This window comes from Streptomyces sp. PTL18, from assembly GCF_059510295.1.
This window is the reverse complement of record NZ_JCAJZO010000006.1, coordinates 237,796-261,034: the sequence shown is the minus strand read 5'-3', so window position 1 is coordinate 261,034 and position 23,239 is coordinate 237,796. Positions and strand designations below refer to the sequence as shown.

The following is a 23,239-nucleotide window of genomic DNA, read 5'->3' as shown; positions in this document are numbered from 1 at the left end:
CCGAACTGAGGTGCGTGCTTCATCGCGTGAGGCCCCGGGGCTCACACCGGACTCACGAGGGGCGCGGCCACAGCTGCGGGTCCGGGGCGAAACGGATGCGCAGCTCGCCTCCGCGCAGCGCCGCCCCGGCCACGGTGCAGCGGCGCAGCGCCGACGGGAGGGGAACGATGCGGCGGAACGGCCCCGCGGTCACCACGATCTCGTCGCCTCGCCGGAAGAGGTCCAGTTCCTCGCGTATCGCTCCGGGCAGCGGAATGTGCCACACGAGCACCCCGTCCTCGGCGAGCCGGTCGGTCACGGGCCACTCGACCGGGGAGGGCGCCGGGTTGACGTCCGGGACGGCGAGAGCGGCGAGGTCGTCGGCGCCGCGCGGGTCGCGGCCGAGGTGCGGGACGCAGTGCACGGTGTACGCGCCCTGCCACTCCTGAAGGGTCTTGCGCTGCTGGGCGGCGAGATGCTCGAACCAGGCGTCGTGACCGCCGTCCGGCAGGATGCGGTTGGCGACCAGGGCCTCGGGCCGCAGGGTGCGCAGGGCGAGGCCGGTGACGGCGGTACGGACCGCGTCCGCGGCGGCCGGGCCCGGTTCGGCGACCAGCCACACACTGGTGGCCCGGTCGGCGAGGACGGCTTCGACGGCGGCCAGTTCGATGTCCCAGCGAGCGGTGGTCTCGTACAGCCACTCGGCGGGCATCGGCACGCCCGCGAGCCGGCCGAGGACGGGACGCAGGGCGCGGGCGGCCTGCCGTTCGGGGGGGAGCAGCCGGCGCAGATAGCGGCGGAGTTCCTCGGGGAGGGCGAGGAGGACGAGCGCCTGCGGCACGGGAGGAAGGTCGACGACGAGGAGGTCGTAGGACTCGGACAGGGCGGCGTCGCGCAGGGCGCGCAGCAGGGCGAGTTCCTCGGCGCCGGGCAGGGGGGTGACCTCCTCCGCGTCCAGCGGGGCGGCGCCGAGGAGGTCGAGGGCGGTGGCCGCGCGGTCCTGGAAGGCCACGAGGTCGTCGCGGAAGCGGGCGGCCGCGTCCGGGCGCCAGACGGTGAGGCCGGGCGCGGCCTCGACGGGGCGGGCGCCGGTGGGGACGCCGAGTACGGCACCGAGGGTGTCGGTGCGGTCGGCGCTGAGCACGAGGGTGCGGGCGCCCTCCCGGGCGGCGCGCAGCGCGGTGGCCGCGGCGACGGTGGTCCGGCCGGAGCCGCCGGGACCGGTGATCAGGATGGTGCGCATGATCGTGAACGGTAACGGAGAGGCACCACTGCGGCGCGACAGCAACGGGCGCGCGCCGCGCCCCTCGCCTCTCCCCCGGCTCCCCGGACGTCACCTCGGCGGCGGTTCGGGGGCCGTCGCTTCCTCCCCCGGCCCCACTGGCTACTTCTCGCCCGACTCCACCCGCGTCTTCAGCCCGGCCAGCGCCCGGTCGATGATGACCTTCTCCGCCTTGCGCTTGATCATGCCGAGCATCGGGATCTTGACGTCGACGGTCAGCCGGTAGGTCACCTCGGTGGCGCCCGCTCCGGCCGGCTTGAGCAGGTACGAGCCGTCCAGGGAGCGCAGCATCTGCGACTTGACGAGGGTCCAGGAGACCTCGTGGTCACCCGACCAGGTGTACGCGAGGGTCTGGTCGTCCTTGATGGCGCCGGCGTCCATGACGAGGCGCACCTGCTCGGCGCGGCCCTGGCCGTCGGTGGAGAGGACCTCCGCCTCCTTCACCTCGCCCGTCCAGTCCGGGTAGCGCGCGAAGTCGGCGATCACCCGCATGACGTCGGCCGGAGCCGCCTCGATCGTGATGCTCGAGCTGGTGTGTTCCGCCATCGCCGTGGCTCCTCCAGATGCGGTCCGGTGAGGGAGGGTGGTGCGCCCGTGCGCATGTGCGCACGTGTGTGCAGCGTGAAGGCTACCGCGCACACGCGGCGCCGCCACCACCCGCCTGCGCTTCGGCCGACGGGGCCGGCCACCGCCTGCCTGCGCTCGGCCGACGGGGCCGGCCCACCGCCCGCCGCGCCGGGCCGGTGGCCCGCTCACCACTCCAGCACCCAGGGCTTCCCGCTCCCCGCGAAGTGCCCCACGTTCACGCACTCCGTCGTCCCGATCCGCATCCGGCGCGCCAGCGGCTGGTGGACGTGGCCGAACAGGGAGTACCGCGGCCGGGTACGGCGGATGGCGTCGAGCAGGGCCCGGCTGCCGCGCTCGAAGCGGCGCGCCACCGTGTCGTAGACCAGTTCCGGGACCTCCGGCGGGATGTGGGTGCACAGGACGTCCACCTCCCCCACCGCCTCTATCTTGGCCGCGTACTCCTCGTCACTGATCTCGTACGGGGTCCGCATCGGGCTGCGCAGGCCGCCGCCGACGAAGCCGAAGGTCCGGCCGCCTATCTCCACACGTTCGCCGTCCAGCACCCGGGTGCCCTCGCCGGCGTACTCGGGCCACAGGGTCGGGATGTCGACATTGCCATAGGTGGCGTACGTGGGGCTGGGGAACGCGGCGAACAGCTCGGCGTACTGCCGGCGCACCGCCTTCTCGATCGCGGCGGCTCGGTCCATGCCCACCCCGGCCCACAGCTCGGCGCCGAACGCACGCGCCTCCTCGTAGCGGCGTGCCGTGCGCAGTTCCACCAGCCGTTCGGCGTTCTCCGTGCCGAACAGGTCGGCGAAGATCCCGCGGGAGCGGTCGGCGTAGTCGATGAACAGGATCAGGTCGCCCAGACAGAGGAGGGCGTCCGCGCCCTCGCCGGCCCTGGCCAGGTCACGCACGTTGCCGTGCACGTCGCTGACCACGTGGACGCGTGTCCTGCTGTTGCCGCCGGGTGTGGGTGCCATGACGATCAAGCGTAGGGCGGTGGGGCACACCTGAACAGTGGCGACGGGACCTGAGGTTACTCGCCGGTAATTCAAGGGGTGGACTACTGTGCGTCGAGGAACGCCCACACGTGTGACGCACGGAACATCTCGACCGGACCCCCTGTCGGAAAAGCCATACCGACGGGTAACGTCCGGGCCGTCCAGTCGTGCTCAGGGTTTCAACCAGTGAATCCGGGAGGAGTCCCGAGCACCTGACCGAGCCTTGGACCGCACCGTCGCAGCACACAGAGTCGTGGCGTCGGCGCCCTGTGAGGAGCAGCAGTCTTGCGCGAGTTCAGCCTTCCGGCTTTGTACGAGGTCCCTGCGGACGGCAACCTGACCGACATCGTCCGCAGAAACGCCGCGCAGCATCCCGATGTCGCCGTCATCGCCCGCAAGGTGTCGGGCGCCTGGCAGGACGTCACCGCGGTCGCCTTCCTCGCCGAGGTGCGGGCCGCGGCGAAGGGACTGATCGCCTCCGGGGTCCAGCCGGGTGACCGGGTGGGCCTGATGTCGCGGACCCGCTACGAGTGGACGCTGCTGGACTTCGCGATCTGGAGCGCGGGCGGGGTCACCGTGCCGGTGTACGAGACCAGCTCCCCGGAGCAGGTGCAGTGGATCCTCAGCGACTCGGGCGCGACCGCCTGCATCGTGGAGCAGGACACACACGCCGCGGCCGTCGAGGCGGTGCGCGAGAAGCTGCCCGCCCTCAAGCACGTCTGGCAGATCGAGGCCGGGGCCGTGGAGGAGCTGGGCCGCGTCGGGCGGGACGTCAGCGACACGGCGGTCGAGGAGCGCAGCTCCCTCGCCAAGGCCGACGATCCGGCGACCATCGTCTACACCAGCGGCACCACCGGGCGCCCCAAGGGCTGTGTGCTGACCCACCGCAACTTCTTCGCCGAGTGCGGGAACGTCGTGGAGCGGCTGCGCCCGCTGTTCCGTACCGGCGAGTGCTCGGTCCTGCTCTTCCTGCCGCTCGCCCACGTCTTCGGGCGTCTGGTCCAGATCGCGCCGATGATGGCTCCGATCAAGCTGGGCTGTGTCCCGGACATCAAGAACCTGACCGACGAACTGGCGGCGTTCCGGCCGACGTTGATTCTCGGCGTGCCGCGCGTGTTCGAGAAGGTGTACAACTCGGCGCGCGCCAAGGCCCAGGCGGACGGCAAGGGGAAGGTCTTCGACAAGGCGGCGGACACGGCGATCGCCTACAGCAAGGCGCTGGACTCGCCGTCCGGTCCGTCCCTCGGTCTGAAGATCAAGCACAAGGCGTTCGACAAGCTCGTCTACAGCAAGCTGCGCGCGGTGCTGGGCGGCCGCGGCGAGTACGCCATCTCCGGCGGCGCTCCCCTGGGCGAGCGCCTGGGCCACTTCTTCCGCGGCATCGGCTTCACGGTCCTGGAGGGCTACGGTCTGACCGAGTCCTGCGCGGCCACGGCGTTCAACCCGTGGGACCGGCAGAAGATCGGTACGGTCGGCCAGCCGCTGCCGGGCTCGGTGATCCGTATCGCGGACGACGGCGAGGTGCTGCTGCACGGCGAGCACCTGTTCAAGGGCTACTGGAACAACGAGGCGGCGACCGCGGAGGCACTGGCCGACGGCTGGTTCCACACCGGTGACATCGGCACCCTCGACGAGGACGGCTACCTCCGTATCACCGGCCGCAAGAAGGAGATCATCGTCACCGCGGGCGGCAAGAACGTGGCCCCGGCCGTGATCGAGGACCGCATCCGGGCGCACGCGCTGGTCGCGGAGTGCATGGTGGTGGGCGACGGGCGGCCGTTCGTGGGGGCGTTGATCACGATCGACGAGGAGTTCCTCACCCGCTGGGCGGCCGAGCACGGCAAGCCGGCCGGTTCCACCGCGGCGTCGCTGCGTGACGACCCGGATCTGCTCGCCGCGATCCAGGACGCGGTCGACGACGGCAACGCCGCGGTGTCGAAGGCGGAATCGGTGCGGAAGTTCCGCATTCTCTCCTCCCAGTTCACCGAGGAGTCGGGCCACCTCACGCCGTCCCTGAAGCTCAAGCGGAACGTGGTGGCGAAGGACTACGCGGAGGAGATCGAGGCCCTGTACCGGAAGTAGTCGGGCTCTCTCCCCGTCTCACGTCATGGCGCGGTGTCCTCGGCGAGGACCCGCGCCATGGTGCGTTCCGCGAGCGCGGTGATGGTGAGGAAGGGGTTGACGCCGAGGTTGCCGGGCACGAGGGATCCGTCGGTGACGTACAGCCTGGAGTAGCCCTTCACCCGGCCGTAGTCGTCCGTCGCCTCGCCGAGGACGCACCCCCCGAGCGGGTGGTACGTGAAGTCGTCGGCGAAGACCTTGCTGCTCGAGCCGAAGAGGTCGTACCGGTAGATGGTCGAGTTGGCCGCGTTGATCCGGTCGAAGAGCTTCTTGGCCATGCTCACGGAGACGGCGCTCTGGGCGGCGCTCCAGCCGAGTTTCACGCCGTCGGTCGCGGGGTCGTACGAGAACGCGGCCCGCTGAGGGTTCTTGGTGATCGCCAGATAGAGGCTGATCCAGTGCTCGAAGCCCATCGGCAGCGGGGCGATCTCGGCGAAGACGGGATTGTCGGCGTTGGCCCAGTCGTCGATGCCCATCACGGGGATGGTGGACTCGTCGGCACCGACGGTGTCCCAGACGTGGTTGGCGCGGCCGAGCATCACGTTGCCGTTGGTGCCCCAGCCGGTGCCGACACTCGCGTCGAGCGCGGGCAGGGCGCCCGTCTCCCGTGCGCGCAGAAGGAGTTCGGTGGTGCCGACGCTGCCGGCGCCGAGGAACAGGTACGTGCACGCGTAGCTCTTGGTCTCGACGACTGCGCCGGACAGATCGATCCGGTCGGCGGTCAGTACGTAGGTGCCGTCGGCGGCTGCCCGGATCTCCCTGACCCGCTCCAGGGTGTTGATGGCCACGTTGCCGGTACCGAGCGCGGCGGCGAGGTACGTCTTGTCGAGGCTGCGCTTGCCGTGGTTGTTGCCGTAGATGACCTCACCGGCCAGTGCCGACGGGGTGGCGGTGCCGGCCGCCTCCTGCTGCATGTGGGCGAAGTCGTAGACGTTCGGCACGAAGGTGGTCTTCAGGCCGGTGTTCGCGGCGGCCTTCCGGGAGGTACGGGCGAACCGGTACCACTCGGTCGACTCGAACCAGGCGGGGTCGATCGCGTTGACGCCGAGCAGGGAGCGGGCGCGCGGGAAGTACGTGCCGTACATCTCGGCGGCGTCGACGGTGGGGAACTGCTCGCTGAAGTAGGACCGGACGGGTGTGACCGCCATGCCGCCGTTGACCAGGGAGCCGCCACCGACGCCGCGGCCCACGTACACGGACATTTCGTCGAAGTGCACGCGGTCGAGGACGCCGGGGTAGGGACTGATGTCCCGGTTGACGACGTCCAGCCAGAGGAAGGTGGCGAGCGGGGCCTCGGTACGGGTGCGGAACCACATGGATCTGCGGTCCGGGTCACGGGTGGAGCAGAACACCGTGCCGTCGGGGCCGGGGGTGTCCCACAGGCGGCCCATCTCCAGGACGAGGGTGCGGATGCCGGCCCGGCCGAGGCGGAGGGCGGCCACGGCGCCGCCGTAGCCGGAGCCGACGACGATCGCCGGGGCGGATTCGACTGCGTCGGGCTCTGCGGCGTTCGCCGACTGCAGGTCGATGCGGGTGAAGCCCAGTGCGGCCGCCGTTCGGAGGGCTGTCAGGCCCAGTAATTGACGGCGCGTCAGATTTTGTGTCATGGGCGCAGCATCGGCGGATTTTCGGGTTCCGGCTAGGGTCCGGGCGCCTTCCGGGGTGCCGTGTTCTCCGGCAGGGTGACTGCGGATCGTCTGTGGTTGCTCGCGCAGTCCCCCGCGCCCCGATCCGTACGCACCCTCCCTCAGAGAAGTTCCCTGAGTCTTTCCGCCAGCAGGTCCCAGCGCCACTTCTCCTCGACCCACTGCCTGCCGCGCTCCCCCATCCTGCGGCGCAGCTCAGGGTCTCCCAGGAGGGTGATGACGCGCTCCGCCGTCTCCTCCTCCGAGCCGCCCCGGACCACCCATCCCGTCTCTCCGTCCAGGACCGCGTCCGGGGCGCCCCCCGAGTCGCCGGCGACCACCGGGAGGCCCGTCGCGGAGGCCTCCAGGTAGACGATGCCGAGGCCCTCCACGTCCAGGCCGCCCCTGCGGGTGCGGCACGGCATCGCGAAGACGTCGCCCGCCCCGTAGTGCGCGGGCAGCTGCGACCACGGGACGGCGCCGGTGAAGTGGACGGCGTCGGCGACCCCCCTCTCGTGGGCGAGCCTGCGCAGGTCCCTCTCGTAGGGACCGCTTCCGACGATCAGGAGCACCGCCTCCGGCTCCCTGGCCAGGATGCGCGGCAGCGCACGGATCAGGGTGTCCTGGCCCTTGCGCCGGACCAGGCGGGAGACGCAGACCACCACCGGGCGGTCCGTGAGCCCCAGGCGGGCCCGGATCTCGTCGCCGCCCGAGCCGGGGTGGAAGGTCTTCTCGTCGACGCCCGGCGGCAGCTGCACCATCCGTCCGGCCGCCTGGGGGGTGAGCGCGGCGGCGATGCGGGAGCGGGTGTACTCGCCGAGGTAGGTGATCGTGTCCGTGGACTCGCCTATGCGGCGCAACAGGGTCCGTGCGGCGGGCAGTTGGGCCCATCCCGCCTCGTGGCCGTGTGTGGTGGCGACCAACCGCCGCGCTCCCGCACGCCGTAGCGCCGGTGCCATCAGGCCGAGCGGTGCCGCCGCCCCGAACCACACCGAGGTGCAGCCGTGCTCCCGCAGCAGCCCCACGGCCCGCCGGGTCACGGCCGGCGTCGGCAGCAGCATCGTCGTCCGGTCCCGTACGACGGTGAAGGGCTGCTCGGCGTCGAAGGCGGCCGTCGCCTCGGCGCCCTCCCGGCCGCGCTTCCAGGTGGAGGCGTAGACGACCAGCCGGTCGGGGTCCAGGCGCAGCGCCATGTTGTGCAGGAACGCCTGGATGCCGCCGGGGCGCGGCGGAAAGTCGTTGGTCACGATGAGGGTCCTGTGCATCGTCGTCGACAGTACCGAACGGGTCGTGCGACCGTACTCACAGCGCCGTACGGCCGCGTTTGCCGCCCCTCGCCCGGCTGGGCGCGAGATCATGGCCCCTCAGCGACAGTGGCAGCGGATACGTGAGGACAGGTACTGAAGGTGGACATGGCGGGCACACGACGCATTCCGGTCTGGCTGCTCGCCGCGTGGGCTCTCACCAGAGTGGTCCTGCTGCTGTTCGTGTTCAAGGTGTGGGTCTTCCCCGGCCCGGACGTCACCAGCGACGTCTCGGTCATCTACCAGGGCTGGTACGACACCCTGCGCACCGGCAGGTTCCCGCAGGGCGACGTCACCTGGCAGTACCCGCCCGCCGCGGCGCTCGCGATCCTGTCCCCCGGGCTGCTGCCCTTCCTTGCGTACGCGCAGGCGTTCTTCGTGCTCGCCTGCGTCGCCGACCTGGCGGTGTTCGGTCTCCTGGTGTACGCGGGCCTGAGGCGCGGCAAGTCCCTGCGCGGCGCCTGGGTGTGGGTGGCGGGGGTTCCGCTGCTCGGCCCGACGGTCTACGCCCGCTACGACCTGATGGTGACGGCCGTGGCGGTCGCCGCGCTGCTCGCCGGGATGCGCCGCCCGCGTCTCATGGGAGCGCTCGCGGCGTTCGGCGCGCTGGTGAAGGTGTGGCCGGTGCTGCTGCTGGCGGGCGCCGGCAGGCGCCGGGCCTGGATGTCGGCAGCGGCGACGGCGGGCGCGCTCGCCCTGCTGTTCACCCTGACGACCCCCGGCGCCTTCTCCTTCCTGACCGCCCAGCGCGACCGGGGGACCGAGGTCGAGTCGCTGGGTTCGCTGGTGTTCCATGTGGCCCGGCACCACGGCTGGGCGGGCCGGGTGATGCTCAACTACGGCTCGGTGGAGTTCCTCGGCCCCTACGTCGACTGGGTCAGCGCGGCGGCCCTCTTCCTGACCGTGATCGCGTTCGGCTGGCTGCTGCTGTGGCGGGTGAGCGTGCGCCGACTGCCGCCGCACGCGCTCGCGGACGCCGCCTTCGTGGGGGTGCTGCTGTTCACGCTCACGAGCCGGGTGATCAGCCCGCAGTACCTGGTGTGGCTGGTCGGGCTCGCGGCCGTCTGCCTGTGCTTCCCCGGCAACCGCATGGTCCTGCCCGCCGGACTGGTCCTGGCCGCCTGCCTCGCCACGGTCCTGGAGTTCCCGGTGTACTTCGCGAACGTCGTCGCGAGCGACCGGCTGGGCGTCACCCTCCTCGCCACGCGCAACGGCCTCCTGCTGCTGGCCACGCTGATCGCGGCCAGGACCCTGTGGCGCACCACCGTCTCCCGCCCGACGCCGACGGTGCCGCCCCAGACCGCCCGCACCCAGGAGACGCTCACACCCTCCTGACCGGCGCCTCTCGGTCGACGCCGGACCGACTGCCGACCCACGCGCCACGGTCGACGCCGAACCGACTCCAGGCCCACAATCCACGATCGACGCCCGGCCGACTACCGACCCACGCGCCAGGGTCAACACCGGGCCGACTCCAGGCCCACAATCCACGCTCGACGCCCGGCCGACTCCCCACCCGCACTCCACGCTCGACGCCCGGCCGACTCCCCACCCGCACTCCACGCTCGACGCCCGGCCGAACCTTCCGCTGAATCAGCCCAGTTGCGACCTCAGATACGCCCGCCACTGCTGCGTGAACCTCTCCAGGCTCGTGCCGAGCACCGTCCTGAGGCCGTTCTCGACCGCCCCTTCCCGCCCGGCGTGGTCGCCGACCGCCCGGTAGAAGGCGTCGAGCCGGGCCTCGCCCCAGCGGCCGGCGATCATCCGGCAGGCCATCCAGCCGCTTTCGTAGGCCTGCGCCAGTTCCCCCGCGTCCCCCGAGAAGGCGAAGCCGGAGTCCTGCGGCAGCGCGGACGGGGTGTGGCCGAGGCCGACGGCGCGGGCGAGTTCGGGGGCCACCTGGGCGGGGGCCCGGCCGGTGCCGCGATAGCCGACCCAGTCGGCGTACCCCTCGGAGAGCCACAGGGGTGTGGCCGCCGTGGTGTGGCGGCGGGTGGCCACATGGGTGGTCTCGTGGGTGAGCACGACCTGTTTGCCGAAGTCGCCCAGGACGGCGTAGGCGTCCGGGTTGACGGTGATCCGGTCCGCGGGCGCCGTCCCGCTCCCGCCCACCTCACCGGTGGTGACCGCGGCTATCCCCCGGTACCGGGACGCCGGAGCGCCGAGCAGCGCCGCCATGCCCTCCAGCGACTTGGGCACCAGCACCACGACCCGGCCCGGCCAGCCGGTCCCCCACGCCCCGGTGACGGCGGGCACCGCCCGGTCCGCGAGGCGCGCGTACTCCCGTAGCGTGTCCCGCGGTTGCCCGACTCCGAGGACCAGGCTGTGCGCGCCGGTGACCGTCTCGACCGTGCCCTGGTCCCACAGTTGCCGGGCGGCCTTCCGCGCGGGCTCGTCGGAGGTCACGTACCAGCGTCCGCCGGTGCGGATCAGCCGCACTGCGCGGGCGGCGGTGACCGGTGCCCGGTCGTACCCCCTGACGCGGTAGCGCAGTTCGGCGTCGGCGGTGGCCCGGTCACCGGTCAGGTGCAGGGCGGTGAGCCGGTACGACCAGGCGGCCAGCGGGACGGTGCGCAGATTGTCGAACCCGGCGGCGCCGGCGCTGCCGGTCTGGGTCGCGAGGAACGCGGGCCGGTCACCGTCCAGGACCGCCGTCGCCCGCCGGTCGAGCACCTGCCGCACGGCGGCCGTCCCGTTCGGGGCGGGGGCGGCGCCGCAGCCGACGAGTCCGGCCAGCAGCAGGACACAGCCCGCCACGACCCTCGACGCACGTCCACGACCAGCCACCGTCCGATCGTACGTGCCGCCCGCACAGCGGTCAGGGCCTGGTGACCGAGGCGATCGGCATCATGCCGACCGGGTCGTAGCGCACCGCCGCCCCCGGATGGGGTGCGTGGATGACCTGGCCGTTGCCGACGTACATCGCCACATGGCTGGCGTCGGAGCGGTAGACCACCAGGTCCCCGGGCTGGGCCTGGGACAGCGGCACCCGGCGGCCGGCGTACCGCTGTTCCTGCGAGGTGCGCGGCAGCCCGACACCGGCTCGCGCGTACGCCCACTGCATGAGGCCCGAACAGTCGAAGCCGCCCGGCCCGTTGGCGCCCCACACATACGGGCGGCCGAGCGCGGAGCGGGCCGCGGCGACGGCTGCCGCCGCGCGGGAGTCGCCCGCCACGGCCGAGGTGAGGGCGGGCACCGCGCCGGCGTCCCGGGAGGCCCGCTGGTAGGCGGTGCGCTCCTGGTCCGGCAGGGAGTTCAGCAGCCGCTGCGCCGCGACGAGTTTCCGCTCCACGGCCTTCTTGTGCTGCGCGACCGCGTCGCGGCTCTTCTCCAGTTCCGCGAGTTCACCGGCCACCACCGCGCGCTCCCCGGCCAACCGGCGCAGCGCACCCTGGAGTTCCTTCAGCTGCCCGGCCTGGCGGGCTCCGATCCGGTCCAGCACGGCCGCCTTGTCGAGGTACTCACCGGGGTCGTCCGACAGCAGCAGCGCGAGGGAGGAGGCGAGTGAGCCGGAGCGGTACTGGGCCCCGGCGAGCGCACCCAGCGCGTCCCGCATGCTGTTGACGCGGTCCTGCTGCCGGGCGACGCGGTCCTGTGCCCGGCCCACCTCCCTGCGCAGCGCGTCGACGCGTTCCGCTGCCTTGTCGTAGGCCTCGGTGGCCTGCTCCGCCTCCTGGTACAGCCGGTCCACCGTGGCCCGGGTGTCGCGTGGCGCGGCGTCGGCCGGCACGGCGCCCAGCGTCGCAGCGGCCGCCGCCGCGGCGGACAGTACGGCGGCGGCCCTCCTCAGGGCTCGGCCGGACTCCGCGGCGCCGGCGCCCTGGCGCATACCGGATGGTGCAAGGCGGCGATGGGACCCCACGACCGGTCGCTCTCCTTCCGCTGACGAACCACCCGCCGGGCGGCGGGGGAAACGCGGCAGACAGTAGCGGGATGATCACCGCGGGTCCAAAGACGCCGAGCGGCCGACAGAGCGACGCCCCGCCGCTGACGCAGGTCATCGGCGGGGCGTGGAGTCAGCGGAGGCCGCTGGAATTCGCTCGTTCGGGGGGTGTGGGGCGGCGGCCTGAAGGAAAGCGTCAGACCCGGACGCCGAAATCGAACGGCATGTCGCTCATCGCCTCGTAGCGCACGGTGGCACCGGTGTGCGGGGCGTGCAGCACCTGGCCGTTGCCCGCGTAGATGCCGACGTGGTCCAGGTTGTAGAAGAAGACCAGGTCGCCGACCTTGAGGTCGTTGACGTTGTAGATGCGGGTGCCGACGTTGGCCTGCTCCTGCGAGGTGCGCGGGAGGGAGATACCGGCCTGGGCGTAGGACCAGCCGGTGAAACCCGAGCAGTCGAAGGAGCTGGGCCCGGTGGCGCCGTACACGTAGGGGTCGCCGATCCTGGTCTGTCCGGCCTGGAAGGCCGCGAGGGCCCGGCTGGAGGCCGCGGCGGAGGAACCGCCGAGGACGGTGCGCGCGCTGTCCCGGCTGGCGCGGGCCTGTTCGGCCTGGAGAGCCGCCCGCTGCTGTGCGGTGAGGCTGTTGAGGAGCTTCTGCGCCGCGGCGAGCCTGCTCTGGACTTCCTGCTTCTTCTTCCCCAGTTCCGTCCGGGTGGCAGCGAGGTCCTTCAGCTTGTCGGTGGCTTCCTGCCGCTCCTGGGCCAGCTCGCGCTGCTTCTCCTGGATCTTCTTCAGCGCCTCGACCTGCTGGCTGCTCAACTGGTCGAGCGTGGACGCCTTGTCGAGGAAGTCGTCCGGGTTCGAGGAGAGGAAGAGCTGGACGGAGGGGTCGATGCTGCCGGTGCGGTACTGGGCGCTGGCCATGGAGCCGATGCCGTCGCGCAGCTGGTTGAGCTCGTCCTGGCCCCGGGCGACCTTGTCCTGCAGGGTGGAGATCTCCTTCTCCAGCTTGTCCTGCTTCTCCTTGGCCCCGTCGTACTTCTCGGTGGCCTGCTCGGCCTGCTGGTACAGCGCGTCGACCTTGGCCTTGACCTCGTCCTTGCTCGGCTTGGCACTGGGGGCGGCATTGGCGGCCTGCGCACTGAACGCGACAGCAGCGGCTGCTGCGGTGGTGAGCACGGTCACACGTGCACGGCTCGGCTGCTTGGGTCGACGGTGGGACGCCACGGAAGCGAGCTCCTTCTTCTGAGTGATCACCCGCTTGGAGGTTCGAGGCCAGACCCTAGTGACCTCATCGTGATGAGTTCAAATCCTCACACCAAAAAATCCTGTCACGCAAGGCATTCTTTGCACATGACACACAGCAAGTGAGAGGACCCTGACGCTACGTTGCGCGACGACTCTCTCAATTCAGGCATTGACCCTGTACGTTGCGCTTGGCGACGTAGGCGACCTTCAGCCGATTTCAGCCACGGGAGAGACGCTTCAGGAGCACGGCAGAGGCCACCGGACGCGCTCCCGCCCTCGCGACCCCGTCGGCCACCTCACGGTCCGTGGAAGCGACGATCACCGGACGGCCCGGCGGCTCGGCACGCACCAGCTGACGGATCAACTCGTCGGCGGTGACGCCCGGCTTGGAGAACAGCACCCGCACTCCGCGCGGCGGCGCGAGCAGCACCGGGGCGGCCAGTTCGGCGCCGTCGAAGACACAGGTGACCTCGGCGCCGGTCTGCGCGGCGAGTTGGGAGAGCTGACCGAGGAGCCTCAGTCGCTGCTTCTCCAGCGGCATCTGCGGATAGCCGGTCTTGGTGACGTTGTAGCCGTCGACGACCAGATGCACCTGGGGCAGTGCGAGCAACTGGTCGAGGATCGCGGGGTCGTTTTCGGACAGCGCACGTGCGGCGATGTCCTTCGGTGTCATTCGTCCCGGTTCGACCGCGTCCACGGTCTCCGCCGGGCGTACGGAGACCGGGGGCAGCGCCAGTTCGCGGCGCAGCCCCTGGGCCGCGTCGAGCAGGGTGTCGAGCAACAGACGTACCCGCATGTCCTCGACGCTGCGCCCCTCGCGCGCCGCCCTGCGCGTGGCCTCCAGGGTGGCCTCCGCCTCGGCCAGGCGCGCCTTGAGCCGCCGGGTCTCGCTCTCGGCGGCGGAGACCTGGGCCTGGCCCTCGGCGCGCACCGCCTCGACCTCGCTCCGGACCTTGCGCAGGGCGGCCTCGCCGCGCCGGACGTCGCTGAGGGCGGCGCGCAGTTTGCGGTGGAGCGAGTCGGCTTCCTTGCGGGCCGCGTCCAGTTCCGCCCGCAGCCGCTCGGTCTCGCCGCGGGTCTGTTCACGCGCGGCCGCCAGCTCCGCGCGCAGCCGCTCCAGCTCGGCCCGGCTCTCCTCGTCGGCGCGCTCGGCGTCGGCGCGCTGGGCCTCCTCGCCGGCGGCGGCCACCAGTTTCACCCAGCCCGCCGGGCGCAGTACGTAGGCCGCGGCCGCCACGTCGAGCGGGTCCGCGGCCGGGGGTGGCGAGCCGGCGTCCAGGGCACCGGTGAGCTGCGGCTGGGCCTCTCTGAGCTTCTCGGCGACGCGCTGCCGGAACAGCGCGTCCGTCTCCACGGCCGCCGCCATGGCGTTGCCGGCGAACTTGGCGCGGCGGGTCGGGGTGAACCGGGCGTACTGCCGCAGCTGTGCGGGCAGTTCGGCGAGGGTCAGCCCGCCGAAGGCGTCGGACACGATCTGCACGACCCGGCGGCGCACACCGTCGGGCAGCGGACGGTCGAGCACCTCAGCGGTGCCGTCGACCGGCTCCCCGCCTGTGGTCTCAGCCATCCCTCACCCCATACGCCCAGCGGGGCCGCCTCCCTCAGGAGCCGGCGCCCGGCCTGTCCACGAGCTCCACCTGGTCGACCGCGTTGCACCAGCGGCACCGCACCGACTCGATGGTCTCACTGACCACCTCGCGCTCCTCGACCTTCGGCTCCCCTGCCAGATCGAGGTGCACGTACTCGACGACCTTCGCGGAACGGGTCACGTCGAAACGGGTGAGGTTTCCGCAGAGCGCGCAGCGCCAGCGGGTCGTCTCCGTCGGCAGGGGAACCGTCATCGTGGCTGCTCTTCCTTCTTCCAGTCTCCGTGATGCGCCAGTTTCCCTGGAGCGTGTGGCTCGTAACCCTACGGCCTGGCGAGTACCCGCCGCCCGCCCGTTCCACGGCGGCGAGGCACTCTGTGCCGATCGGTCCGCTTACGCCATGCTCTGTGCCATGATCAGCACCTGGAGCAGGGCGGTCGTGGGAGCGCTGCGCGGACAGTCGGCGCCGGTGACGTACGGGCTGATCGTCCTGTGCTGCGCTCTCTTCGTCGCCGGACCGGCCGCCGGACTGAGTCCGGCCTACGGGAGCGGGGACGCGCTGCTCGCCGCGCAGCGGGCCTACTTCGCCCGCTGGGGGGTGGTGCCGGCGGAGTTGTTCGGCGGGGCGCCACGGGCGGCGCTGACGCCCGCGACCGCGCTGTTCGTGCACGGCAGCTGGGTGCATCTGCTGGGGAACATGCTCTTCCTCTACGTCTTCGGGGCCATGGCCGAGGAGCGGATGGGGCATGTGGAGTTCGCCCTGTTCTACCTGGGCTGCGGCTATCTGGCGCTGCTGGGGTACGCGGCGGCCAACGCGACCTCGGCACAGACGCTGGTCGGAGCGTCCGGGGCGATCTCCGCGGTCCTGGGTGCGTTCCTCTTCCTCTTCCCCAGGGCGCGGGTGACCAGTCTCTTTCCGTTCCTGTTCTTCCTGCCGCTGAGGTTCCCGGCCTGGGTGGTGCTGCCGTTCTGGGTGTCCCTGCAGTGGATGGCCGCGGGCCGTGCCGCCGAGGGGCCGGGGGTGGCGTATCTGGCGCACCTGGTGGGGTTCTCGCTGGGGTTCCTGTACGCGGGGGTGCGCCACGTGCGTACGAGTAGGGTGAAACCCCCAGCCGAGGCCCCCGAGGGAGAACAGCAGCCGTGATCACCGCGATCGTGCTCATCAAGACCAGCGTGGACCGGATCCCCGAGATCGCGGAGCGGATCGCCGCGCTGGATTCGGTCAGTGAGGTCTTCTCCGTGACGGGGACGTACGACCTGATCGCCATGGTGCGGGTGAAGGAGCACGAGGATCTGGCGGACGTCATCCCCGGGCGGATCAGCAAGATCCCGGGGGTCGAGGCGACGGACACCCACGTGGCGTTCCGTACGTACTCCCAGCACGACATGGAGGCGGCGTTCGCGATCGGGCTGGACTCCTGATCCGCCTGATCCGCCAGGGCTCATCCGGGCCGGGCCCGACGCCGCCCCACCGGCCCTGCGGGCTTCAGACCGCCGGGACGCAGCGGCCGTTCTCCGTGCGGTACCGCCACTTCGCGCCGTCGCTCACCAGTTCCTTCACGGCGTCGACGAAGCGCTCCACGTGCTCGTCGGGGGTGCCGGCGCCGAAGCTCACCCGGACGGCGTTGAGGGACCTCTCGCCGGGTGCGGCCTCGGGAGCGCCGCACTCGCCCTGGGCCCGGTGGTCGCTGCCGAGCAGGGTGCGCAGCAGGGGGTGCGCGCAGAACAGGCCGTCGCGGACGCCGATGCCGTACTCGGCGGAGAGCGCGGCGGCGAAGTGGGAGCTGTTCCAGCCGTCGACGACGAAGGAGATCACGCCGACGCGTGGGGCGTCGTCGCCGAAGAGGGAGAGGATCCTGACCTGGGGAACCTCGGCGAGGCCCTCCCTGACCCTGCGGATCAGGTGCTGCTCGCGGGCCACCAGGGTGTCGAAGCCGGCCTCGGCGAGGGCCTTGCAGGCGGAGGCGACGGCGTAGGCGCCGATCACGTTCGGGGAGCCGGCCTCGTGGCGGGCGGCCGTGTCGTGCCACTCCACGTCCACTCCCCCGTCCGTGCGCCGCGTGACCTTGCGGCTGGCGCCGCCGCCCGCGAGGTACGGCTCCGCCTGCCGCAGCCAGTCGGCGCGGCCGGCCAGGACGCCGGAGCCGAAGGGTGCGTAGAGCTTGTGGCCGGAGAGGGCGACCCAGTCCACGTCGAGGTCCTTGACGGACACCGGGTGGTGCGGGGCGAGCTGGGCGGCGTCCAGGACGACACGGGCGCCGTGCGCGTGGGCGGCCGCCGCCAGCTCGCGCACGGGCCACAGTTCACCGGTGACGTTGGAGGCGCCGGTGACACAGACGAGGGCCGGGCCGTGGCCCCCTTCGGCGGGCACGGTGCGGTCGGCGAGGGCGCGCTCCAGGGTCTCGACGGCCTGGCGGGGGGTGCGAGGGGCGTCGAGGTAGGTGACCTGGGCGTCCCGCCAGGGCAGCAGCGAGGCGTGGTGCTCGGTCTCGAAGACGAACACCCGGCAGCCGGCCGGGAGGGCGGCGGCGAGCAGGTTGAGCGAGTCGGTGGTGGAGCGGGTGAAGACCACCTGGTCGCCGTCGCGGCAGTCGAGGAACTCGGCGACGGTGCGGCGGGCGCTCTCGAACAGGTCGGTGGACAACTGCGAGAGGTATCCGGCACCGCGGTGCACGCTGCCGTAGTACGGGGCGTACGCCGCCACGTCGTCCCAGACCCGCTGCAGCGCCGGGGCGCTGGCCGCGTAGTCGAGGGCGGCGTAGGTGACGTCGCCGCCGGTGACGAGCGGGACGGTGACATCGCGGCCCAGAACGGGCAGCGGGGCGCAGACGGACGGGTCGACGGCAAGGGTGGAGACGGACATGGGTGCACTCCCGTGGGCAGGCGAGACCCACCGGTGCCGAGGCGCTCACGCACGAGCGCCAGAGGTGTTCACGGCACGGAGGGTGAAAAGGAAAGGAAGGGTTGCGGAGGCGGGGCTCTGCGGCCCTAACGCATTCGCTTGCTCACGGAAGGCTCCCTCGAACGACCAGGACCCCTGGTCCCACGCCTTCGAAAGCGTGCGAGGGGTCCGCGCTTGCCGCAGACCTCGCTGCCTGCGACCTGGTCTTCACCCGGGGCACCCCGCCACGGACGGAGGGTTGCCGGACAGCCGGCCGGGGCCGAATGACTGTCGCTCATGACCTGGTCAGGAAACTACGGCAGGTGATCGACCACCCGCAACTTCTGTCCGGATACCGGGACGGGGGACCCCGTCCGATGAGGTCAGCGGACCAGGTGGTGGCCCGAACGCCGCCCCCAGCGCATGCCGAACCCCACGAGGCTCGCCAGGAACACCACGATCCCGATGACCAGCAGGTAGAACAGCCCCTTCGCGACCACGCCGATGATGCCCAGGGCGACCGCCGCGAGGATCAGGAACAGGAAGACCGCCATGGTGACCACTCCCTCCGGCCCGGCAGATCAGCGGCGCGCCAGGCGGCGTCCGCGGTCGGCACCGGGCTCATAGGCCCTGTCATAGTGTTTGAAGATCTCCTCTTCCCGCTCGACCGGCAGGACGTCGTCCAGGCCGATGGACGGCGCCTTGCGCACCTGCCCTTTGGAGTGCGCCACCTGGACGTACCCGGGGCCCACGGTCGCCTCGTCGAGGGGGACGAAGACGAGCCTCTGCCGGGTCGGAATCCCGGTGCGGACGGTGGCCATGGCCGGTGTGTCGGTGGTGGTGTCGACATAGACCGCCTCGAGGGACCCGATCCTGCGGCCCTTGGTGTCGATCACGTCCTGGTTGCGCCACTCGCGGATATCGGCTGAATGGATCATGCCCAGCCTCCTTGCGGCCCGCGGGGAGAGCTGCCACCTGTCTCACTTTACTCCGGCCAGCCTGACCTGGTCTTTTCCGCGGGCGCGCACGGCGTCAGACGTTGCTGGCCGCCACCCATCGCTCCAGGGCCTGCTTGGCCGCTCCCGAGTCGATGGACGCGGCGGCCTTGTCCATGCCGGTGCGGAGCCGGTCCGCCAGCGGGCCGTCGCCCGGCTCCAGGGCGACCAGTGCGGCCGCCGAGTTGAGCAGGACCGCGTCCCTCACCGGGCCCGTCTCCCCGCCGAGGAGGCGGCGGGCGACCTCGGCGTTGTGGGACGGATCGCCGCCCCTCAGGGCCTCCACCGGCACCAGCTCGATGCCGACGTCCCGCGGGTCGAAGGTCTCCTCGGTGACCTTGCCGTCGCGGACGACCCAGACGTGGGAGGTGGCCGTCGTCGTCAGCTCGTCGAGGCCGTCGTCGCCGCGGAACACCAGGGACGAGTTGCCGCGCTCGGCGAGCACACCCGCGATCATCGGCGCCAGGCGCGGATCCGCGACGCCGACCGCCTGGGCCCTGACCTTCGCCGGGTTGGTGAGCGGGCCGAGCGCGTTGAAGACCGTCCGGATGCCCAGCTGACCGCGCGCGGCGGCGACATGGCGCAGCGCGGGGTGGAACTTCACCGCGAAACAGAAGGTGATGCCCGCCTCCTCGGCGACCTCGGCCACCCGCTGGGGTGTCAGGTCGAGGTTGACGCCCAGTTTCTCCAGGACGTCCGACGAGCCCGACGCGGACGAGGCCGCGCGGTTCCCGTGCTTGACGACCTTCGCTCCCGTGCCGGCCACCACGAGCGCCGACATCGTGGAGATGTTCACCGTCTTCGCGCCGTCACCGCCCGTGCCGACGATGTCGACCGTGGGACCCGACACCTCGATCACGTTGGCGTGCTCGTACATCGCCCGGACCACACCGGTGATCTCCTCGACCGTCTCGCCCTTGGCGCGCAGCGCCACCACGAACCCGGCGATCTGCGCGTCGGTCGCCTCGCCGCGCATGATGCGGTCCATCGCCCACGCCGTCGCGTCGGCACTCTGGTCGCGCCCCTCCAGCAGGGCGTTCAGTACCTCGGGCCAGGAACGGCCCGCCGCGGTGTCGCCTCCAGCGGGTGTCACAGCGCTCATAAGCCGCTCCTGGGTGGGTGTCCCGGACTACGGGACGCGAGTCTCGAACGGGTCCACCCTATCCAGCCGGGGGCATGGCGAAGGGCCCCGTCCGGACATCGGACGGGGCCCTTCGACTGTGGCGTGGCGTGCAGCGATCAGTGGTGGCCGTGGCCGCTCGTGATCTCCTTGTACTCCTCGACCGTGGGCTTGGCGATCTGGTTGTCATCGCCGTAGTAGGCCTTGCTCAGCTTGGCGCGGAACTTCTGCGAGCCCTTGATCTTCCGCTCGACGCCGTTCTCGTCGACCGTGGGGCCGAGCTCGACCGGCCTGTACTGCTCGTGCGCGGTGAGCGTGTGCAGCTGCTCCTGGCTGAGCGGCTCGTGGACCTCGATGAACTCACCGTGCGGCAGCCGCTTGATGATGCCCGACTCGCGGCCGTGCAGCACCTTGTCGCGGTCGCGGCGCTGCAGACCGAGGCAGATGCGCTTGGTGACGAGGAACACGACGACCGGCACCACGAAGAAGGCGACGCGGACGAACCAGGTGATCGCGTTGATCGACAGGTGGAAGTGCGTGGCCCAGATGTCGTTGCCACCGCCCAGCAGCAGCACGAAGTACCACGAGATCCACGCGGCGCCGAAGCCCGTACGGGTGGGGGCGTTGCGCGGACGGTCCAGGATGTGGTGCTCGCGCTTGTCGCCGGTGACCCAGGACTCGATGAACGGGTACACCGCGATCGCGACCAGGACCAGCGGGAAGACCATGAGCGGGATGAACACGCCCAGGACGAGCGTGTGGCCCCAGAAGCTGATCTCCCAGCCCGGCATCACACGGATCAGGCCCTCGGAGAAGCCCATGTACCAGTCGGGCTGGGCGCCCGTGGACACCTGGTCCGGCCGGTAGGGACCCATCGCCCAGATCGGGTTGATCTGGGCGATCGCCGAGACGGCGGCGATGACGCCGAAGACCAGGAAGAAGAAGCCGCCGGCCTTGGCCATGTACACCGGCAGCAGCGGCATGCCGACGACGTTGTTGTTCGTCTTGCCGGGACCCGCGAACTGCGTGTGCTTGTGGTAGATGACCAGGATCAGGTGGCCGACCACCAGGCCGAGCATGATGCCCGGAAGCAGCAGGATGTGGATCGAGTAGAACCGGGCCACGAAGTCGCCGCCCGGGAACTGCCCGCCGAAGAGGAAGAACGACAGGTACGTGCCGACGACCGGCACGGAGAGGATCGCGCCCTCCATGAAGCGGACACCGGTGCCGGAGAGCAGGTCGTCCGGGAGCGAGTAACCGGTGAAGCCGGTGAACATGCCGAGGACGAACAGCAGGAAGCCGAACAGCCAGTTGATCTCACGGGGCTTGCGGAACGCGCCGGTGAAGAACACGCGCATCATGTGCACGAACATGCCGGCGAGGAAGACCAGCGCCGCCCAGTGGTGGATCTGCCGGACCAGCAGACCGCCACGGACGTCGAAGCTGATGTGCAGCGTCGAGTTGAACGCCTCGCTCATCATCTGGCCCTGCAGCGGCACGTAACTGCCGTGGTACACCACCTCGTTCATCGACGGGTGGAAGAACAGGGTCAGGTAGACACCCGTGAGGATGAGGATGAGGAAGCTGTAGAGGCAGACCTCGCCCAACATGAACGACCAGTGGTCGGGGAAGATCTTGCGCATGTTCGACTTGGCCAGGGTGTAGATGCCCAGGCGTCCGTCGGCCCAGTCGGCGACACGCTCGCCGGCCGGTGCCCGTCCGCGCGCTGCGGACCCGTTGCTCGGTGTAGTGCTCATCCGCGCTCCCAGAATGCAGGGCCGACGGGCTGTGCGAAGTCGCCGAGCGCCTCGAGGTAACCGTCCGCGTTGACGCCGATGCGCAGCTGCGGAAGCGGGTGACCGGCCGGGCCGAAGATGACCCGGGCACCGTCGGAGAGGTCGAAAGTGGACTGGTGGCACGGGCAGAGGACGTGGTGCGTCTGCTGCTCGTACAGGGAGATGGGGCAACCGACGTGGGTGCAGATCTTCGAGTACGCCACGATGCCCTCGTGGGACCACGCGAGTTCCTGCTTGTCCTTGATGTTCTCCGGCTGCAGCCGGACGATCATCAGGGCCGCCTTGGCGATCTGGACCTGGAAGTCCTCGTCGGTCTCCTCCAAGCCCTCGGGCTTGGCGAAGGTGAGCGAACCGACCTGGACGTCCGAGGGACGCAGCGGCTGGTTCGTGTTCATGTTGACGAGGAGCTTGCCCTTGGACCACATGGTGTGGCGCAGCTTCGTCCCGGGCAGCGGACCGAGGTCGCGCAGCAGGAAGAGGCCGGAGAGCGGGAACATGGCGAGTGCGCCGAGCATCGTGGTGCGGATCAGCTTGCGGCGGCCGATCGCGGACTCCTTGGCGCCCTGCCGGAAGTCGGTCATGACCTTGGCCTTGACCTCGGGGGACGCCTCGACCGGGTGACGCTCGTCGGCGACCTCCACATCGGACATCAGGGTGCGGGCCCAGTGGACCGCGCCCGCGCCGATGGTGAACAGCGCGACGCCCAGCGTCAGGCCCAGCGCCAAGTTCATCGCCCGCGTGTGACCGATCGGGAACACGTAGACGATCTTGCTCTCCGGGATCACGATGTACGAGACCAGGAAAGCGATGGTGGCCAGCATCGACACGGTGAACAGCATGGCGACCGTGCGCTCGGAGCGCTTGGCGGCCCGCTCGTCGATGTCCTGGATGCGGGGCTCGTGGGGAGGCAGACCCGGATCGGCGAACGGGTTCTCCTCGTCCGCGACGGCTACCGCGCCGGGCTCGGTGTCCTGCTCAGCGGGCAGGTTTTCTTCGGGAATGTCGTGGCTCATGACTTCTTGGCCTTTGCGGTCCGGGCGGCGACCCATACGGCGACGACGATCAGCGCGCCGAGGCCGAAGATCCAGGCGAACAGGCCCTCGGGGACCGGGCCGAGGCCACCCAGGGTGAGGCCACCAGGGTTCACGCTCTGGTCACCGTTGACCGTCTTGAGGTACGCGATGATGTCCTTCTTGTTCTGCTGCGACAGCGTGGTGTCCGGGAAGGACGGCATGTTCTGCGGGCCGGTCAGCATGGCCTCGTAGATGTGCTTCGGGGCGACGCCGCCGAGGTTCGGCGCGTACTTGCCGTGCGTCAGCGCACCACCCTGCCCGGTGAAGTTGTGGCACTGCGCGCAGTTGGTGCGGAACAGCTCACCGCCCTTGGCGATGTCGGCACCCTCTGGGCTGTAGTCGTTCTTCGTCGGGATCGCCGGGCCGGCGCCGAGCGAGGCGACGAACGCCGCGAGCTGGTCGATCTGGGTCTGGTTGTAGACCTGCTTCTTCGCGGGCACCTGGGCGCCCTGCGAGGTCGCGGCGGGCATGCGACCGGTGCCGACCTGGAAGTCCACGGCCGCGGCGCCCACACCCACCAGGCTCGGGCCGTCGGAGCTGCCCTGACCGCTGGTGCCGTGGCAGCTGGCGCAACCGACCTCGAAGAGCTTCTTGCCCTCGTCGATGGCGAGGGACTGGGCGGTCGTATCGGCCTGCGCAGGGGTCGCGGGTGCGAACGCTGCGTACAGCCCCCCGGTGGCCGCCAGCGCGAGAAGTAGGACGACGACAGCCGCCAGCGGATGGCGTCGTCGTACGGAGAGCTTTTTCACGGATTACCCCGGTGTCAGGATCTTC

Annotated in this window: 21 protein-coding genes and 1 riboswitch; of the genes, 4 read left to right on the top strand and 17 right to left on the bottom strand. The window is 71.0% G+C overall.

What is annotated here, in order from left to right:
* Positions 1 to 52: 52 nt before the first annotated feature.
* From AC5WS8_RS14360 to AC5WS8_RS14350, 3 genes are all read right to left on the bottom strand, one after another.
* Positions 53 to 1,222, bottom strand: a complete 1,170-nt coding sequence (locus AC5WS8_RS14360) for an ArsA family ATPase (RefSeq protein ID WP_496103751.1) — start codon at positions 1,220 to 1,222, stop codon at positions 53 to 55.
* 141 nt (positions 1,223 to 1,363) lie between these two features.
* Positions 1,364 to 1,807 (bottom strand): SRPBCC family protein, encoded by a 444-nt coding sequence (locus AC5WS8_RS14355; RefSeq protein ID WP_496103750.1) that lies wholly within the window; start codon positions 1,805 to 1,807, stop codon positions 1,364 to 1,366.
* 206 nt (positions 1,808 to 2,013) lie between these two features.
* Entirely contained in the window at positions 2,014 to 2,811 is a 798-nt protein-coding gene (locus tag AC5WS8_RS14350; protein ID WP_496103749.1) for a metallophosphoesterase family protein, read from the bottom strand.
* Positions 2,812 to 3,117: 306 nt separating this feature from the next.
* Here AC5WS8_RS14350 and AC5WS8_RS14345 point away from each other — a divergent pair, with 306 nt between their 5' ends.
* Positions 3,118 to 4,914, top strand: a complete 1,797-nt coding sequence (locus tag AC5WS8_RS14345; RefSeq protein ID WP_496103748.1) for an AMP-dependent synthetase/ligase — start codon at positions 3,118 to 3,120, stop codon at positions 4,912 to 4,914.
* Between the two features lie 23 nt (positions 4,915 to 4,937).
* On the opposite strand, the gene AC5WS8_RS14340 is transcribed toward AC5WS8_RS14345, so the two are convergent.
* Positions 4,938 to 6,560 carry a GMC oxidoreductase gene (locus AC5WS8_RS14340; protein ID WP_496103747.1) on the bottom strand — a complete coding sequence of 541 codons (1,623 nt, stop codon included), beginning with the start codon at positions 6,558 to 6,560 and terminating at the stop codon, positions 4,938 to 4,940.
* A 140-nt stretch (positions 6,561 to 6,700) separates the two neighbouring features.
* Positions 6,701 to 7,843 (bottom strand): glycosyltransferase family 4 protein, encoded by a 1,143-nt coding sequence (locus tag AC5WS8_RS14335; RefSeq protein ID WP_496103746.1) that lies wholly within the window; start codon positions 7,841 to 7,843, stop codon positions 6,701 to 6,703.
* 147 nt (positions 7,844 to 7,990) lie between these two features.
* Here AC5WS8_RS14335 and AC5WS8_RS14330 point away from each other — a divergent pair, with 147 nt between their 5' ends.
* Positions 7,991 to 9,217, top strand: a complete 1,227-nt coding sequence (locus AC5WS8_RS14330) for a glycosyltransferase 87 family protein (protein WP_496103745.1) — start codon at positions 7,991 to 7,993, stop codon at positions 9,215 to 9,217.
* Between the two features lie 258 nt (positions 9,218 to 9,475).
* Here AC5WS8_RS14330 and AC5WS8_RS14325 read toward each other — a convergent pair whose 3' ends face one another.
* The 5 genes from AC5WS8_RS14325 to AC5WS8_RS14305 form a co-directional block, all read right to left on the bottom strand.
* Positions 9,476 to 10,669 carry a hypothetical protein gene (locus AC5WS8_RS14325; RefSeq protein ID WP_496103744.1) on the bottom strand — a complete coding sequence of 398 codons (1,194 nt, stop codon included), beginning with the start codon at positions 10,667 to 10,669 and terminating at the stop codon, positions 9,476 to 9,478.
* A 31-nt stretch (positions 10,670 to 10,700) separates the two neighbouring features.
* Positions 10,701 to 11,744 (bottom strand): C40 family peptidase, encoded by a 1,044-nt coding sequence (locus AC5WS8_RS14320; RefSeq protein WP_496103743.1) that lies wholly within the window; start codon positions 11,742 to 11,744, stop codon positions 10,701 to 10,703.
* Positions 11,745 to 11,961: 217 nt separating this feature from the next.
* The gene (locus AC5WS8_RS14315; RefSeq protein WP_496103742.1) at positions 11,962 to 12,993 is read right to left on the bottom strand and encodes a C40 family peptidase; all 1,032 of its coding nucleotides are present in this window, start codon (positions 12,991 to 12,993) and stop codon (positions 11,962 to 11,964) included.
* A 238-nt stretch (positions 12,994 to 13,231) separates the two neighbouring features.
* A complete protein-coding gene (locus tag AC5WS8_RS14310) occupies positions 13,232 to 14,581 on the bottom strand; it encodes an NYN domain-containing protein (protein WP_496103741.1) in 1,350 nt (449 codons plus the stop codon).
* Positions 14,582 to 14,615: 34 nt separating this feature from the next.
* A complete protein-coding gene (locus tag AC5WS8_RS14305; protein WP_496103740.1) occupies positions 14,616 to 14,855 on the bottom strand; it encodes a hypothetical protein in 240 nt (79 codons plus the stop codon).
* 157 nt (positions 14,856 to 15,012) lie between these two features.
* On the opposite strand from AC5WS8_RS14305, the gene AC5WS8_RS14300 reads away from it, so the two are divergent.
* Both AC5WS8_RS14300 and AC5WS8_RS14295 read left to right on the top strand, forming a co-directional pair.
* The gene (locus AC5WS8_RS14300; protein WP_496103739.1) at positions 15,013 to 15,744 is read left to right on the top strand and encodes a rhomboid family intramembrane serine protease; all 732 of its coding nucleotides are present in this window, start codon (positions 15,013 to 15,015) and stop codon (positions 15,742 to 15,744) included.
* Positions 15,741 to 16,022 (top strand): Lrp/AsnC family transcriptional regulator, encoded by a 282-nt coding sequence (locus AC5WS8_RS14295; RefSeq protein ID WP_496103738.1) that lies wholly within the window; start codon positions 15,741 to 15,743, stop codon positions 16,020 to 16,022. The genes AC5WS8_RS14300 and AC5WS8_RS14295 overlap by 4 nt, the downstream gene beginning before the upstream one ends.
* Before the next feature lie 64 nt (positions 16,023 to 16,086).
* Here the strand turns inward: AC5WS8_RS14295 and AC5WS8_RS14290 are convergent, their stop codons facing one another.
* From AC5WS8_RS14290 to qcrC, 7 genes are all read right to left on the bottom strand, one after another.
* On the bottom strand, positions 16,087 to 17,463 hold the full coding sequence (locus AC5WS8_RS14290) for an aminotransferase class V-fold PLP-dependent enzyme (protein WP_496103737.1): 1,377 nt from the start codon (positions 17,461 to 17,463) through the stop codon (positions 16,087 to 16,089).
* Positions 17,464 to 17,667: 204 nt separating this feature from the next.
* Positions 17,668 to 17,784: riboswitch (SAM riboswitch) on the bottom strand.
* Positions 17,785 to 17,864: 80 nt separating this feature from the next.
* Positions 17,865 to 18,035, bottom strand: a complete 171-nt coding sequence (locus tag AC5WS8_RS14285) for a hypothetical protein (RefSeq protein WP_496103736.1) — start codon at positions 18,033 to 18,035, stop codon at positions 17,865 to 17,867.
* 27 nt (positions 18,036 to 18,062) lie between these two features.
* On the bottom strand, positions 18,063 to 18,419 hold the full coding sequence (locus AC5WS8_RS14280; protein ID WP_496103735.1) for a PRC-barrel domain-containing protein: 357 nt from the start codon (positions 18,417 to 18,419) through the stop codon (positions 18,063 to 18,065).
* Positions 18,420 to 18,513: 94 nt separating this feature from the next.
* Positions 18,514 to 19,578, bottom strand: coding sequence for an anthranilate phosphoribosyltransferase (trpD, locus tag AC5WS8_RS14275; protein WP_496103734.1), 1,065 nt, complete (start codon positions 19,576 to 19,578; stop codon positions 18,514 to 18,516).
* 137 nt (positions 19,579 to 19,715) lie between these two features.
* On the bottom strand, positions 19,716 to 21,353 hold the full coding sequence (qcrB, locus tag AC5WS8_RS14270; RefSeq protein WP_496103733.1) for a cytochrome bc1 complex cytochrome b subunit: 1,638 nt from the start codon (positions 21,351 to 21,353) through the stop codon (positions 19,716 to 19,718).
* Positions 21,350 to 22,405 carry a cytochrome bc1 complex Rieske iron-sulfur subunit gene (gene qcrA / locus AC5WS8_RS14265; RefSeq protein ID WP_496103732.1) on the bottom strand — a complete coding sequence of 352 codons (1,056 nt, stop codon included), beginning with the start codon at positions 22,403 to 22,405 and terminating at the stop codon, positions 21,350 to 21,352. Before qcrA ends, qcrB begins: the two co-directional genes overlap by 4 nt.
* The gene (qcrC, locus tag AC5WS8_RS14260) at positions 22,402 to 23,214 is read right to left on the bottom strand and encodes a cytochrome bc1 complex diheme cytochrome c subunit (protein ID WP_496103731.1); all 813 of its coding nucleotides are present in this window, start codon (positions 23,212 to 23,214) and stop codon (positions 22,402 to 22,404) included. The genes qcrA and qcrC overlap by 4 nt, the downstream gene beginning before the upstream one ends.
* Positions 23,215 to 23,239: the final 25 nt, after the last annotated feature.